This is a genomic window from Mucilaginibacter sp. P4_D1 (assembly GCF_056401935.1).
This window is the reverse complement of sequence record NZ_JBFUIJ010000008.1, coordinates 138,122-152,729: the sequence shown is the minus strand read 5'-3', so window position 1 is coordinate 152,729 and position 14,608 is coordinate 138,122. Positions and strand designations below refer to the sequence as shown.

The following is a 14,608-nucleotide window of genomic DNA, read 5'->3' as shown; positions in this document are numbered from 1 at the left end:
TTACTGCTTGTTATAGTTAACTGTAACAGCCGAGTGGGCAACCTTACCCAACAACGGTGGATTTAATTTTTTTATTTCTACCCGGATGCTTTCCACGTAAGGGTATTTCCTTTTTATTCTGTCTAAAATAGCTTGCGCCACGGTTTCTATCAGTTTGCGGGAATGTTTCATCTCCTCGCAAGCCATATAATATACCTTTTCGTAATCAACGGTGTGTTTAAGCTCGTCGTCGGCTGGTTCAGTCTGGGGGATAAAATCAACTGTGATATCTACCAGGAAACGGCAGCCTATTTTTTGTTCTTCGGGATAAAATCCATGGTATGCAAAAAATTCTGYACCCTGTAGGGCAATAGTAGTCATAGTTCAAAAGTAGCAGATTTTGTTGGTTTATAAATTGATTTATTTGTCGAAAAAAATGTTTAAAAGTTAAAATTCATTGGCTAAAAATGGAGTTAATTGGCGTTTACTTATACATTATTGCCATTCTATTTAACATGTTCTTTGTTAAATAGGCCATCCAAAACACATAGATGTTTTGGGATTTTATTTTTTTAAAAAAATAAAATCCGTCAAAAACCATGTTTAAACAATCTAAACATAGTTTTTGGCATAAAGTGGCTTCCGGTATCCAAAAACAGCGATTTTGGCTTTGTTTTGTCCACTTTAAATGCCATATATTTGCCCACCAAGTATAACATTATGGCCAAAACAGATCTGTACGAATCGCCCGATTATTATCAATTAGACGAATTGCTTACCGAAGAACATAAACTTATCCGCTCGTCGGTACGTGATTGGGTAAAAAAGGAATTAAGCCCGATAATTGAAGACTATGCCCAAAAGGCCGAGTTCCCGATGCGGCTGGTAAAAGGCCTTGCCGAAATTGGCGCATTTGGCCCAACAATACCGGTTGAATACGGTGGCGCAGGTTTAGACTATATGGCCTACGGCATCATTATGCAGGAAATTGAGCGCGGCGATTCGGGCGTCCGGTCGGCATCATCTGTGCAAGGCTCATTGGTAATGTACCCTATTTATGCTTATGGGTCTGAAGAACAACGTAAAAAATATCTGCCCCGCTTAGCATCCGGCGAAATCATGGGCTGTTTTGGACTCACCGAACCAGATCACGGATCAAATCCTGGCGGGATGACCACTAATATTAAAGACGCCGGCGATCACTATATCCTAAACGGCGCCAAAATGTGGATCTCCAATGCCCCATTTGCTGATATTGCCGTGGTATGGGCGCGCGACGAGGATAAAAAAGTACGCGGATTGATAGTTGAGCGCGGTATGGAGGGCTTTACTACTCCTACAACGCACAACAAATGGTCGTTAAGAGCCTCGGCCACCGGCGAATTGGTTTTTGATAATGTTAAAGTACCTAAGGAAAACTTACTACCAAATGTTATAGGCTTAAAAGGCCCGCTTGGCTGCCTTAACCAAGCCCGTTACGGCATTGCCTGGGGTGCACTTGGTGCAGCTATGGATTGCTATGATACCGCTTTAAGGTACGCTAAACAGCGTGTTCAATTTGGTAAACCTATAGCAGCTTTCCAGCTGCAGCAAAAAAAACTGGCCGAAATGATAACCGAGATAACTAAGGCCCAGTTGCTGGTTTGGCGTTTAGGAGTACTTAAAAACGAAAACAGGGCCACTGCCGCTCAAATTTCAATGGCCAAGCGTAACAGTGTAGAAACCGCTATTAATATAGCCCGCGAGGCCCGGCAAATGCTCGGGGGCATGGGCATAACCGGCGAATACCCTATTATGAGGCATATGATGAACCTTGAATCGGTAATTACCTATGAAGGGACTCATGATATTCACCTGCTGATAACGGGAATGGATATTACCGGCGAGGATGCCTTTAAATAGGTTTGCAAACACCAAGGCAATTATTAAGCATTAAATATATAATTGGTGTTTTTCAAACACTATATTTGTTTCTGCTTTATAGTTAATGTCTTCAATTAAACCTATTAGTTTTAACAACAAATATTATCCACGTAGCATCATAAGGGTACGTGCTGTGCTTTTTGTTACTTTGTTTTTTGGTGCTTGTAGTTACAATAAAGATGACGGCAACTATTCCAGTCAATTTAAGGGTATTTTTGATACCGTTAACAACTACCAACAGTTAACAAAACACCAGCCTGCCAGCACCCGGTATCTCGATTCTGCTTTCAGACAAATTAAAAACCCTTTTACAAATGATAAGTTCCGGTTTTATGGCTTTCATTTTGTATACGAAAGAAAAGTTACCCATAACCGAAAAAAGGCCCTTGCTTATGCAGATAGTATGCTGGCTATTGCTAAACAAAGTGTTACCCCACACCAATACCAGGTTAACTATGCCGAGGCAAATTTCGCCCTCGGCGATGCCTATTTTGATCTTTCACAATTCAGTAATGCTTATAAATGTTTTTACCAGGGATACTATATAGGCAAAAGGTTGCTGAATAACCAAATACTGGCCGAATATACTTACCGGATGGGAATGGTGAGTTTTAAGCAAGCGCACTATCTTGATGCGGCTGCCTATTTTAAACTGAGTTTTAACCAAAGCCGGGCCCTTAAAAACGGTTTCAAGACATTTTATCAGCGGCAGGAGCTACTGGATAATATTGGTGAAAGTTATAAAAACGCCGGAAAAACAGATAGCGCATCTGTTTACTTCAAAAAAGCACTTGAATATATTGATAGCAATAATGCACGATTTAGCAGCCTGGCCGGAATGCTGGAGACTGCCCGCGGTGTAGTTTATGGCAACCAGGGAGATATGGCTTTAATGACCGGCGATTATGCACAGGCCGAGCAAATGCTCAAAAGCAGCATAGCCATAAATTTCAAAAAAGGGAATGATAATAAAGACGCTCAATTAACCGAAATTAAGCTGGCGCGGATGTACCTGAAACTGAACAGGCAAAATGACTTGTACCTGTTGCTCAAAAACCTGCGTGCTCAACTGGATAGCCTGCCCAATAACGATGCCGAAACCAGTTGGAATTACCTGATGAGCAAATACTGTCAGCAAAAAAATGACAATACAGGTGCCCTGCTTTATTTAAAAAAGTATTCGGCTCAAAAAGATTCATTGGTAAAATTAGACAATTCGCTGAAGCGCACAGATGTAACAACCCAGCAAGCTAATTACGACAAGCAAAGCGAGATTGACAGCCTGAAAGATTACAACAAGCGGCAACTGATGTTTATTTATTTTGCAGTTTTATTGTCTATTATGGCCGTAATAATCATATTCCTGATTTTCAGAAATATGAAACAATCAAAAAGAGACGTACTGGCCATCAGGGTGTTAAACGACCAGATAAATTATCAAAAGAAAAACCTGGTGAATACCCTAAACGAACTTCATATTGGTAGCCGGGAAAAAGACCGTATCTTAAGAACTGTGGCCCATGACCTAAGGAATCCGCTGGGTGGCATTGCGGCACTATCGGCAGCCATGATTGAGGATAATTATACGCCCGATCAACAGGAGATGCTCAATTTGATCAAAGAAACTTCGTACAACTCGCTTGAACTTATTAATGAGATATTAGAAGCCGCCAACTCGGCTACCGCTCCGCTTAAGAAAGAATGGGTTGATATTAATGCACTAACAGCCAGCAGTGTGGAGTTATTGCGTTTTAAGGCTGCCGATAAACACCAGTCGATAAACCTCAACCTGCCTCCAAATCCGGCCCAGGTGTTCATAAGCCGCGAAAAAATATGGCGCGTTATCAGTAACCTGGTTACCAATGCCATAAAATTCAGCCATGATGGCAGTAGTATTACAGTGGGCGTTGAAAATTACGAAGATGGTGTCAAAATTATAGTAAAAGATAGCGGAATAGGCATTCCCGACAAATTGAAACAACAGGTTTTTAATATGTTTACTGATGCCAAACGGGTTGGCACGGCCGGCGAAAAATCATTTGGGCTCGGCCTGTCCATCTGCCAGCAAATTGTCGAAAAACACCATGGCCGCATCTGGTTGGAAAGCACTGTGGGCGAAGGCACAACTTTTTATGTTTTCCTGCACTTTGAGGATAAAGAAACCGGATTAAACACCGTTTTGTAAAGTACCACGATGTGCATTAGTTGATTTTATGAGCAATAAATTAAATGTAAAAATGCTGCACTGAAATATTTTATTTAAGTTTAACGAGTATTTTATATACCTAACCCAGTCCCTGGAGTAACTGAATTTAATGTTTGAGTCAAAAAGCRTAATCCAAAACCGGTTTTACAGTATATTGCTGTTGAATCTTTTTCTCATCTACGTCGCCATTGCTTTTTTCTCCTGCAACAGATCAACAAATACCTTGTTGTCATCAAAAGCATTTAATAAGGTGCTCGACTCGGCAAACCGCATGAGCGATAATGGTCAAAAAAAACTTGCATTGCATTATATCGACTCAGCATATCAGCATTCAAAAAATCTCGATCTACTTCAAACTTACAGCTATTATAGGTTTCACTATGATTATTTTTATTATAACAAGCCTGATAAAAACAAAGCTATGTTATATGTGGATAGCATGCTTAACCTGTTTGATACACCCGATAAAAGACAAAAATACACTACGGAATATGGGCAATCGTATTTTTATAAAGGTGATATTTTATTTGATCAGAATAGATATAACGAGGCCTATGCAAACTTCTATCGTGGCAAAGTAATTGGCAGTAATGGCTTGGATGAATGCGTATTAAGCGATTATAGTTACCGGATGGGAATGATTATGTTTCGCCAGGAGCATTACCGGGTAGCCGCTGCATACTTTAAAAACAGCGCCAGGGAAGGTGCCGCCTGCTCAGATAATTTTGGCAGCTTTTACCGTGTACAGGAACTAACAGACAATGCGGGCTTAAGTTACAGCTCGATAAATATGACCGATAGTGCTCTTTTTTTTTATGACAAAACGCTAAAATACATTGATAGTCACCAGGTATTATACCGCAACCGGCAGGAAATGCTTGACGTAGCCCGTGGTGTTGTATACGGCAACCAGGCCAATGTTTATATCAGCCTAAAAAATTATAGCCAAGCCAAAATATTGTTAAAAAAGAGCATCGGAATTAATTTGCGAAAAGGCAATGATAACCAGGATGCCCAATATACCGAGTTAAAGCTGGCTGCTGTTTATAATACTTTAAATCAAACAGACTCGTTGATTGATATTTTAAACGTCATAAAAAAGCAGTTTGAATACTTAAGTCAGCAAGATGCCAGGGCGGATTGGAATAACCTGATGGCTGAGTATTTTGTAAAAAAGAACAAACAGGACGAAGCCCTCAAATATTTTATAAAATACGATGCTTTAAAAGACTCCATTAACCAAAAAAGCAAATTACTAAAGGAGGCCGACATTGCCGAACAGATAAAACGCCTGGAAAAGGATAATGAATTTGACCGGCTTAAGAAAAACAACCACCAGCAAAACATTTACCTTAATGTAACAGTGGTTTTTGTTGTAATGCTGGTGATGATCATATCACTTATATTTCTGAACTGGCAAAAATCAAAAAAGAACATTGAAACCCTGGGCGGGTTAAACCATCAAATAAACGACCAAAACACTCATCTTGAATCGGCCCTGAACGAACTTAAATTAAACGGTCAAGAAAAAGATAGAATTTTGCGTACGGTAGCACATGATCTTCGCAACCCTATTGGCGGTATTGCTTCATTAACCACTGCTATGGAAGAAGATGATTACACCGACGAACAGCGCGAAATGCTCAATTTGATAAAAGAAACTTCATTTAACTCATTAGAACTGATAAACGAGATATTGGAAGCTACCAATACCGTAAACGCGGAGTTAAACACAGAACCCGTTGAGATTAACTCATTGCTCACCAACAGCGTGGAACTGCTTCGCTTTAAAGCCGCCGAAAAAAATCAGGTCATCAGCCTCCTGTTATTAGCTAACCCGGTTGAGCTAATTATAAACCGCGAAAAAATATGGCGTGTTATAAGTAATTTGATCAGTAATGCCATTAAATTCAGTCCGGCCGGTGCCACTGTATTGGTTAAAGCAGAAGAATTTAAAAATGAAGTACAGATCTCGGTAAAAGACAATGGCATCGGAATCCCGGATAAGCTTAAAAGCCAGGTTTTTAATATGTTTACCGATGCTAAACGTCCGGGAACCGAGGGCGAAAAATCATTCGGGCTGGGGCTATCCATTTGTCAGCAAATCATCGAAAAGCACAATGGGCGTATTTGGTTTGAAAGTGATACCGAAAATGGTACTACATTCCACTTCTCGCTTCCAAAGTAAGCTCTTTTTGTTTGATTGGCTTTTTTAAAAATTCTGCAAACCATTTACCGGATGTTTTTATAATCCGTTTTTGTGTGGTATGATCTACATGTATAAGCCCAAAGCGTGGATGGTATCCTTCGGCCCACTCAAAATTATCGGTAAGTGTCCAAACAAAATAACCATTAACGTTACAGCCTTCATTTTTTGCCTTTAAAACCTGGCCTAAATAATCCTGTAAGTATTGTAGCCGCTTGGGGTCGTTCACTTCGCCGTCGGTAACCTCATCAGGAAAAGCTGAGCCATTTTCAGTAATAATGATATTTTTTATTTGCGGGTAGGTCGCAAACTTTTTTATCATATGATAAATAGCGGGTGGATGAATTTCCCATCGCATTGCTGTCAGGCCGACCTTACGATTTTCGGCTTTAACAATGCGGGCACCTACATAAGGGGTAAAAAAGGAATATTTAACAATTTCGCGGGTGTAGTTTTGTACGCCAATAAAATCAAAATCAAATTGCATATGATTCTCGTCGCCCGGCAACATATATTTTTGAATTCCCTTTAAAGCAGGCAAATCCTTAATCGGGTAACCGAGCCCTAATAAGGGTTCGATAAAAAGGCGGTTTATTAAGGCATCAACCCTAACTGCTGCGGCCACATCGCGCGGTTTATCCGTCAATGGCTCTACCAGCGAACATGAAAATGTATTACCAATTTGCGCATGGGGTAATAAGCTGCGCAATATTCTTGCCCCGGCAACAATGCTTAAAACAACGTGGTGTACTACCGACGTAAAACTCCTGATGCCACTACGGCCTGGCGCATGAATACCAAAAAAATAACCAGCCCCGGTGAAAACAACGGGCTCGTTCATTACCATCCAGTATTTTACACGGTCGCCAAAACTTTGCGCGCATAGGGTAGTAAATTCGCAAAACCAGGCAATTACATCCCGATTGGCCCACCCTCCTTTTTGCTCAAGCGCCAATGGCAAATCCCAGTGGTATATAGTTACCCAGGGCTCTATCCCCTGCTCAAGGCAATAATTAATAACGCGGTTATAATAATCAACACCTGCCTGGTTAACCCTGCCGGTACCATCGGGCAACAAACGTGTCCAGGATATGGAGAAACGAAAATTTGGAATATTTAACTTTTTTATCAGGTCAATGTCTTCTTCGTACCTGTTATAAAAATCGCAGGCATCACGTGCGTGATCGTCATTTAATATCTTGCCTTTTTTTTCTGTAAAATTATCCCAAACAGATTGGCCCTTGCCATCGGCATCATGGGCGCCCTCAATCTGGAACGCAGCTGTAGATACGCCCCAATTAAAATCGGGGCCAAAAAGTTCTCTGTTCAGAGCTGTATGCTGTGGAGTGAAATTCATTAAATGGACTACGAGGGTCCAAAATTGCAATAATATTTACGAAAGTGAGATATAAAGTTTCAATATTAATGAATGAAGGATGATTTCATACTTTTTAACATCATCCATTCCTTTATACCGCTGATGAGCCTTGAAAACACATTGATAAATTTCATGACCTTGTTTTTTTTATTAACTAAAGGTAGTGTGCAGATATATTGTTATTGTAACAACTATATTATCAAATTGTTAAACACGAATTGCATGCACACGAATTTAACTAATTAAATCGAATTTATAAACACGAATGTCTCGAATTAAGGCGAATTTCACTGATTAGGGCGGTTATCGCATATGAAACATCATTTAAATTATAAACCCTATTTTTATAATTAGCAACATTCGTGTCCATTCAATTCGTGAAATTCGATTCAATTCGAGACATTCGTGTTTATAAATTCGTTTGCATGAAAAACTATTTTATAAAAATGTTCAAATATAGCCACTTCGCTAACCATGCTTTATTAAAAGCCATTGCAGAAGCTGGCAATCCAAGGGGGCCTATAAAGCTGATGTCCCATTTGCTTGCCGCCGAACGCCGTTGGCTGGATAGGGTAAATGATGTGGAGCCTTACTCCAACACCGAGTTATGGCCAAAGGATTATACTATTGAGCATTGTACCCACCTGGTAAACGAATATCATGAAGAGTGGCTTGGCGTCCTGGACCGAATTACCGAAGAAGATTTGAGCAGGGTTATCATTTACCAAAATGTATTGGGCAGCAATCAAACCTCGGTAACAGATATTCTTATTCACGTAATTAATCATGGTACGCACACCCGGGCGCAGGCCGGCCAGCAATTGAAACTTAGCGGTGCCGAAACCTTACCAATTACTGACTATGTTTATTATTTAAGGCAACTAAATAGCTAACATTAATGGGTTTATTTATAATATTTGCCAATACAAAACGCAACCATGAAAAAATATATCGGGATTGTATTAAGCCTTACCATTTTACTGGGATGTGCCGATAATAAAAAACAGGAAAAATTGCTGTTAGATAGCGTGATTGCCGTGCATGACAAGGTAATGGCTAATGACGAGCACTTGATGAAAAACAAAATGTTGCTGGATAGCCTGGTTAAAAATGTACCCGACATTAACGATTCGGCAAAGGTATGCCTTAAGCTGGTTGATGATGCCGACGGTGCCATGAGCGATTGGATGCATAAGTTTGATGTGGAAAACAAAGGCAAATCGCACCAGGAAATTATTGATTACCTAAGTGATCAAAAAAAGAAAATCGCGGCTATTGATGTTCAAATCAGCAACGCGATAACCGAATCTGACAAATATCTCACCCCAAATAAAAAATAAATGCGCAAGTTAATTTTGGGCGTTATCCTATTATCGGTATTAAATGCCTGCAGCAATAAACAAAGCAAACTTCCTGTTTTAGGCAACCGCGAACCTGTTACTAACACAGTAGATGGCAAATCGGTTGTAGATACAGCATACGCCACTATTCCCGATTTTAAATTTGTGAACCAGTATGGTGATACCATTACACAGAAAAGCCTGGAGGGAAAAATTTATGTAGCCGATTTCTTTTTTACAACATGCCCTTCTATTTGCCCGGTAATGCACCGCAACATGCTTAATGTGTATAAAGAGTTTAAGGCCGACGATAATTTCCGGATCATATCGCACACCATCGACCCTAAATATGATACTGTTCCCGTACTTAAACGCTATGCCGATAAAATGGGGCTAAGCGGTAACAACTGGTGGCTTTTGCATGGCGATAAAGGCAGCACGTACACCATTGCCAAAAGCTACCTGCAAACCGTACAGGAAAAAAATCCCGCCGGCCAGTACATTCACGATGGTTTTTTTATACTGATTGATAAACAAAAGCGCATTCGTGGCACCTACGAAGGCACCGACCCCAAAGAGGTTGATAAATTAATTGCCGACATAAAAATATTGAAGGCCGAACCAGAACAAGCCGTTACCAAATGAAATTCAAAGTAACAGGTAGTATTTTATTATTGTTGGCAGTGGTGATTTTTTCATGCCAGAACGACGGGCAGATTGAATTTAACCGCTATTATTCGGGTGGAAGCGCTATTTACCTGGCACATTGCGCCAATTGCCACGGCAACAAAGGCGAGGGACTGCAGGCGCTGATACCACCGCTTACGGATTCTGCTTATCTAAAAAAAAATAAAAACGTTTTAGCTTGTTTTCTTAAAAATGGGCTGAAAGAAAAAATCAGCATCAATAACAAAATTTTTGAGGGCGAAATGCCAGCTGATAGCCTGGCTCCTATCGAAATTGCCAAGGTTCTTACCTATGTTACCAACTCATTTGGCAATAAATTAGGCACCATAAACTTACAGCAGGTTCAGGACGACATGGCAAAATGCAGGTGATTAGGTTCGGGGTTCCGGTTGCCAGTTGCGGGTTTCAATAGAATAAGTTAACCTACTACACCAATCTTTTTCAGAAAATACCCGAACCGCGTTCCCCGCAACCCGATCCAAATTACTGCCAAGACCGGAAAAATCCTTACCTTTACCCCTGCAAAACGTTCTATCGCTGCTAATTTATTAGCGGAGGAAAGTCCGGGCAACACAGAGCATCCTGCTTCCTAACGGGAAGGCGCCGGCAGCCGGCGACAGCAAAGTGCCACAGAGAAAATACCGCCACGGTGAAAACCGGGGTAAGGGTGAAAACGTGAGGTAAGAGCTCACGGCTTTTCCGGGCGACCGGAGATGACGGTAAACCTCAGGAGTTGAAAAACCAAATAGGTCTTGAAAGTGGGGCTGCTCGCTCCCGCTCACCAACTTGTTGGTGACGTTAAGATGGGTAGGTTGTTTAAACCTGTCAGCAATGGCAGGGCCAGATTAATGATAGAAGTTGCCTTTACGGGCAATACAGAACCCGGCTTACAGATTTGCTGCTGAATTATATAACCCTTTCCTGCAAACAGGAAGGGGTTATTTTTGTTAGAAGCAAAAAGTGTTTGTTTTTCTATACAAATCTATATATTAGCAAAAGAACAATTACTACCTATTACATATATAAAACATGGCAAAAATTTTAATTATTGATGACGAACGGGCAATACGCAGCACCTTACGTGAAATTCTGGAATATGAAGATTATGAAGTTGAGGACGTAGATAACGGCGTTGATGGCCTGCAACTGATTGAAAAAAAAGATTTTGACCTGGTACTTTGCGATATAAAAATGAACCGGATGGATGGCATGGAAGTGCTTACCGAAGGTTTGGCATTGAAACCCGATTTGCCTTTTATCATGATAAGCGGGCACGGCACCGTTGAAACAGCCGTTGAAGCTAGTAAAAAAGGAGCGTTTGACTTTATATCAAAACCACCTGATTTAAACCGCCTGCTTATTACGGTACGTAACGCGCTTGATCGCGGAAGTTTGGTTGTTGAAGCTAAAGTTTTAAAACGGAAAGTATCTAAGGTTCGTCCTATTTTAGGTAATTCACAGGCCATTCTTAAAATAAAAGAAACTATTGACCGTGTTGCACCTACCGATGCCCGTGTACTGGTTACCGGTGCAAACGGCAGCGGGAAAGAATTGGTGGCCCGCTGGCTGCATGAAAAATCGCACCGCTCAAATGCGCCCATTATTGAAGTTAACTGCGCCGCCATCCCCTCTGAATTAATTGAAAGCGAATTGTTTGGGCACGAAAAAGGCTCATTTACATCGGCAATTAAACAACGGATAGGTAAATTTGAATCGGCGAACGGTGGCACGCTTTTCCTTGATGAGATAGGCGACATGAGCCAATCTGCCCAGGCTAAAGTATTGCGCGCCCTACAGGAAAGTAAAATAACCCGCGTGGGTGGAGAAAAAGAAATTGATGTTGATGTACGTGTTGTAGCGGCGACTAATAAAGACTTGCTTAAAGAAATTGAGGCCGGTAACTTTCGTATGGACCTTTACCATCGCCTCAGCGTTATATTAATCCACGTACCACCATTGGTTGACAGGAAGGACGATATTGCATTGCTTACACAAAGTTTTCTTGACGAGATATGTAATGAATACGGCATGCCGGTTAAAAAGATATCTGACGCGGCCCTTGATGCTCTTAAAGCATTGCCTTGGACAGGTAACATCCGCGAGTTGCGGAACATGGTTGAGCGTTTGATAATTTTAAGTGATAAAACCATTACCGACAACGACGTACGGGCATTTGCCAATCCATCGGCACCGGCTGCTGCTGTGGCAGATAACAATACTGCCCCTCAAACGGATTTTGATCAATTTAATAACTTCCAGGAATACAAAGACTTTGCCGAACGGGAATACATTAAATTCAAGCTTGAAAAAAACAATTGGAATGTATCAAAAACTGCTGATGATATTGATATTCAGCGCAGTCACTTGTACAGCAAGATTGAGAAATTTGGTTTAAAGCGAGGCGAATAGAGAATTTAATAATAATTTTTTAAGCGGCTTGCATAAATGTGGGCCGCTTTTTTTGTTCGGCATAAAATAGTAATATTGTGCAAACCAACCATTATTATGAAGCTTTATTATACCGTATTAATCTGCGCAGCCGTGCTATCATCATGTAAGCAAAAGGAGACCAAAGCTGATTCAAAACCAGATCAGCCTTTAATTGGTACCTGGCATTTGATAAATAGCAAAAGCATTACCAAGGGCGATACCGTAACAACCACGCCTTCGGCGGATGAAGAAATGGTTAAAATTTTTAACGGAACAAATTTTGCCTTTTTTACTCATGATAAGATGCATGGCAAAACAGCAAAACCCGTTTATAGTTCGGGCAGCGGTACTTATACGCTTGCTGGGAATGATTATGCTGAACACCTGGCGTATTGCGATGCCCGCGAATGGGAAAACAGGGATTTTAAATTTACTGTTCAATTTAAGGGAGACACGCTTGTACAAAGCGGCGTTGAAAAAATAGACAGCCTGAAGATAGATCGCATCATTATTGAAACCTATGTGAAATTAAAATAGGAAGACATGGGATTGCCTGATAAAAAGCTCAAAAGATTTTTGGGCTTTTTTTATATCCTACTGTGTTATAAATCTACGTCCGATAAGCAATTCATTAAAATAAATCTGCCAGCCGGTAACATGCTCGAAACATATACTATTACTTAATCGTTAAACTTTACAGCTACCTTTAAAATCACATATCCGATAATGGCTTACCTGTCGCGTATATACCCAGGCAGATTTCAATGTATGATTAAATATTTTCGCGCTGTTAATACTTTTTTTACCGCTTCAGGCGGCATTATTCATGATCGTGCGACCAGTAAAAAAGATAAAAATGATTTATCAATTTAAATTCCGTTTGGTTATAGCCATCAGCGCTTTGCTTTTCAATAATTGCAGGTTCGGTACCGTCTCGTCTAAAAGAAGTTTTGATCTAACAGACACTGTTATAAAAAGCCCCACTCCGTTGAAAAACATGTTCGGCATAAACTCTTATGAGTGGAATTTTTTGCAGGATCCGGCCAATCCTAACGCAAAGACAATTTACGAGGCAAACATGTCGGTTATCAAATCTTTTAGCGCTGTAAGGCACTACATGAATTGGAATAAACTCGAAAATACAAAAGGCGACTATACTTTTAACCCAACCAACAACGGCGGCTGGAACTATGACCTGATATATACCCGCTGCAAGCAGGAAAATATTTTGGTTTTGGCCGATATGAAAAATTGTGCCCGCTGGTTAGTTAACACCTATCCTACCGGGATGCAGGATTTAGATAATGTACCCGTACCCTACGGCCAGGTCAAAACTGCCCCGGCAAGCTATATAGATCAGGCCAAAGCAGCGTTTCAATTTGCTGCACGCTACGGATATAACACGGCGGTTGATCCTGCACTTGTGACGGTAAACTCAAAACCACGCTGGGCTAACGACCAGCCTAACGCAGTAAAAATAGGGATGAGCCTGGTAAAATACATTGAGTGCGGCAACGAATGGGATAAATGGTGGAAAGGCCCGGCGACAAAACAAACACCAGAAGAATATGCAGCCAATTTATCGGCATTTTATGATGGCGACAAAGGCCGATTAGGCAATAATGTTGGTGTAAAAACCGCCGACCCCGGCATGCAGGTTGTGATAGGCGGGCTTGCCACTTGCGACGTTAGCTTTGTACAAAGAATAATAGATTGGTGCAAAGCCAACCGGGGATATCGAACCGATGGCAGCGTTAACTTATGTTTCGATGTTATCAACTACCACTATTATAACAACAATGGTGATATTATAACACATAGTAAAGCTACAACCGGCGTAGCTCCCGAATTATCAAAAGCAGGTACAATTGCTGATGCTTTTGTCAAACTGGCAAATTCGCTGAAAAAGCCACCCGAGGTTTGGGTTACCGAATCTGGTTACGATATTAACCAGGGGAGCTATCAAAAAGCAATCGCCATTGGCGATAAGCCGGCTTTGATAACCCAGGCCGACTTGTTATTAAGAACTTCGCTGTTGTATATAAGGCACGGCATCAAACGTGTTTTCTATTATCAGTTATTAGATGATGCGCCCAATTCAAGTGTCCAATATGCTACATCAGGCCTGGCCACCGATGGTAAACGCCGACCTGCCGCCGATTATATATTACAGGTTAATAAGCTAATGGGCGATTTTACCTACCGGTCAACAATAAATGCCGATCCGATAGTTGATAAATATATCTCAGGATCACGGAAAATGTATATTTTGACAGTACCCGATCAACAACAGCGAAAAGCAAATTATACGCTTAACCTGGGTACACCCAAAGCCAATATTTATACACCGAAGCCCGGAGCCGAAGAAATGGTATCGTCGCAAGTGAATACAACAGCCGGCAAACTTTCTGTCAACGTAACTGAAACACCCACATTTATTGAAGGTGTAAGTCAATAAT

At 40.9% G+C, this 14,608-nt stretch carries 12 protein-coding genes and 1 other RNA gene; 11 read left to right on the top strand and 2 right to left on the bottom strand.

Annotation, left to right across the window (positions count from 1 at the left end; genetic code table 11):
* Positions 1-360, bottom strand: a complete 360-nt coding sequence (gene folB, locus AC1DV1_RS10265) for a dihydroneopterin aldolase (protein ID WP_477358405.1) — start codon at positions 358-360, stop codon at positions 1-3.
* Positions 361-699: 339 nt separating this feature from the next.
* Here folB and AC1DV1_RS10260 point away from each other — a divergent pair, with 339 nt between their 5' ends.
* The 3 genes from AC1DV1_RS10260 (at position 700) to AC1DV1_RS10250 (ending at position 6,296) form a co-directional block, all read left to right on the top strand.
* A complete protein-coding gene (locus AC1DV1_RS10260) occupies positions 700-1,881 on the top strand; it encodes an acyl-CoA dehydrogenase family protein (RefSeq protein ID WP_477358402.1) in 1,182 nt (393 codons plus the stop codon).
* 85 nt (positions 1,882-1,966) lie between these two features.
* Positions 1,967-4,087 carry a tetratricopeptide repeat-containing sensor histidine kinase gene (locus AC1DV1_RS10255; protein WP_477358400.1) on the top strand — a complete coding sequence of 707 codons (2,121 nt, stop codon included), beginning with the start codon at positions 1,967-1,969 and terminating at the stop codon, positions 4,085-4,087.
* Between the two features lie 244 nt (positions 4,088-4,331).
* Positions 4,332-6,296, top strand: a complete 1,965-nt coding sequence (locus AC1DV1_RS10250; protein WP_477358398.1) for a tetratricopeptide repeat-containing sensor histidine kinase — start codon at positions 4,332-4,334, stop codon at positions 6,294-6,296.
* On the opposite strand, the gene AC1DV1_RS10245 is transcribed toward AC1DV1_RS10250, so the two are convergent.
* Positions 6,268-7,671, bottom strand: coding sequence for a GH1 family beta-glucosidase (locus tag AC1DV1_RS10245; protein WP_477358395.1), 1,404 nt, complete (start codon positions 7,669-7,671; stop codon positions 6,268-6,270). The genes AC1DV1_RS10250 and AC1DV1_RS10245 overlap by 29 nt on opposite strands.
* 446 nt (positions 7,672-8,117) lie before the next feature.
* On the opposite strand from AC1DV1_RS10245, the gene AC1DV1_RS10240 reads away from it, so the two are divergent.
* The 8 genes from AC1DV1_RS10240 to AC1DV1_RS10205 all read left to right on the top strand — a co-directional run bounded on the left by AC1DV1_RS10240 (position 8,118) and on the right by AC1DV1_RS10205 (position 14,607).
* The gene (locus AC1DV1_RS10240; protein ID WP_477358393.1) at positions 8,118-8,585 is read left to right on the top strand and encodes a DinB family protein; all 468 of its coding nucleotides are present in this window, start codon (positions 8,118-8,120) and stop codon (positions 8,583-8,585) included.
* Positions 8,586-8,630: 45 nt separating this feature from the next.
* A complete protein-coding gene (locus AC1DV1_RS10235; protein ID WP_477358391.1) occupies positions 8,631-9,032 on the top strand; it encodes a hypothetical protein in 402 nt (133 codons plus the stop codon).
* Entirely contained in the window at positions 9,033-9,677 is a 645-nt protein-coding gene (locus AC1DV1_RS10230; RefSeq protein ID WP_477358389.1) for an SCO family protein, read from the top strand. It abuts the gene before it with no gap.
* The gene (locus AC1DV1_RS10225; RefSeq protein ID WP_477358387.1) at positions 9,674-10,090 is read left to right on the top strand and encodes a c-type cytochrome; all 417 of its coding nucleotides are present in this window, start codon (positions 9,674-9,676) and stop codon (positions 10,088-10,090) included. The genes AC1DV1_RS10230 and AC1DV1_RS10225 overlap by 4 nt, the downstream gene beginning before the upstream one ends.
* A 147-nt stretch (positions 10,091-10,237) precedes the next feature.
* Positions 10,238-10,625: RNase P RNA component class A (gene rnpB, locus AC1DV1_RS10220), an RNA gene on the top strand.
* Positions 10,626-10,748: 123 nt separating this feature from the next.
* Positions 10,749-12,128: a sigma-54-dependent transcriptional regulator gene (locus tag AC1DV1_RS10215; RefSeq protein ID WP_477358384.1), complete on the top strand. Its 1,380-nt coding sequence runs from the start codon at positions 10,749-10,751 to the stop codon at positions 12,126-12,128.
* Positions 12,129-12,224: 96 nt separating this feature from the next.
* Positions 12,225-12,686, top strand: coding sequence for a hypothetical protein (locus tag AC1DV1_RS10210; RefSeq protein WP_477358382.1), 462 nt, complete (start codon positions 12,225-12,227; stop codon positions 12,684-12,686).
* A gap of 319 nt (positions 12,687-13,005) precedes the next feature.
* The gene (locus tag AC1DV1_RS10205) at positions 13,006-14,607 is read left to right on the top strand and encodes a hypothetical protein (RefSeq protein ID WP_477358380.1); all 1,602 of its coding nucleotides are present in this window, start codon (positions 13,006-13,008) and stop codon (positions 14,605-14,607) included.
* Position 14,608 lies beyond the last annotated feature (1 nt).

What these genes read in the sequence shown, in the direction of transcription:
- AC1DV1_RS10210 (WP_477358382.1), top strand. Translation starts at nt 12,225, where the DNA reads ATGAAGCTTTATTATACCGTATTAATCTGCGCAGCCGTGCTATCATCA.
- AC1DV1_RS10230 (WP_477358389.1), top strand. Translation starts at nt 9,033, where the DNA reads ATGCGCAAGTTAATTTTGGGCGTTATCCTATTATCGGTATTAAATGCC.
- AC1DV1_RS10225 (WP_477358387.1), top strand. Translation starts at nt 9,674, where the DNA reads ATGAAATTCAAAGTAACAGGTAGTATTTTATTATTGTTGGCAGTGGTG.
- AC1DV1_RS10215 (WP_477358384.1), top strand. Translation starts at nt 10,749, where the DNA reads ATGGCAAAAATTTTAATTATTGATGACGAACGGGCAATACGCAGCACC.
- AC1DV1_RS10205 (WP_477358380.1), top strand. Translation starts at nt 13,006, where the DNA reads ATGATTTATCAATTTAAATTCCGTTTGGTTATAGCCATCAGCGCTTTG.
- AC1DV1_RS10245 (WP_477358395.1), bottom strand. Translation starts at nt 7,671, where the DNA reads ATGAATTTCACTCCACAGCATACAGCTCTGAACAGAGAACTTTTTGGC.
- AC1DV1_RS10240 (WP_477358393.1), top strand. Translation starts at nt 8,118, where the DNA reads ATGAAAAACTATTTTATAAAAATGTTCAAATATAGCCACTTCGCTAAC.
- AC1DV1_RS10260 (WP_477358402.1), top strand. Translation starts at nt 700, where the DNA reads ATGGCCAAAACAGATCTGTACGAATCGCCCGATTATTATCAATTAGAC.
- AC1DV1_RS10235 (WP_477358391.1), top strand. Translation starts at nt 8,631, where the DNA reads ATGAAAAAATATATCGGGATTGTATTAAGCCTTACCATTTTACTGGGA.
- AC1DV1_RS10255 (WP_477358400.1), top strand. Translation starts at nt 1,967, where the DNA reads ATGTCTTCAATTAAACCTATTAGTTTTAACAACAAATATTATCCACGT.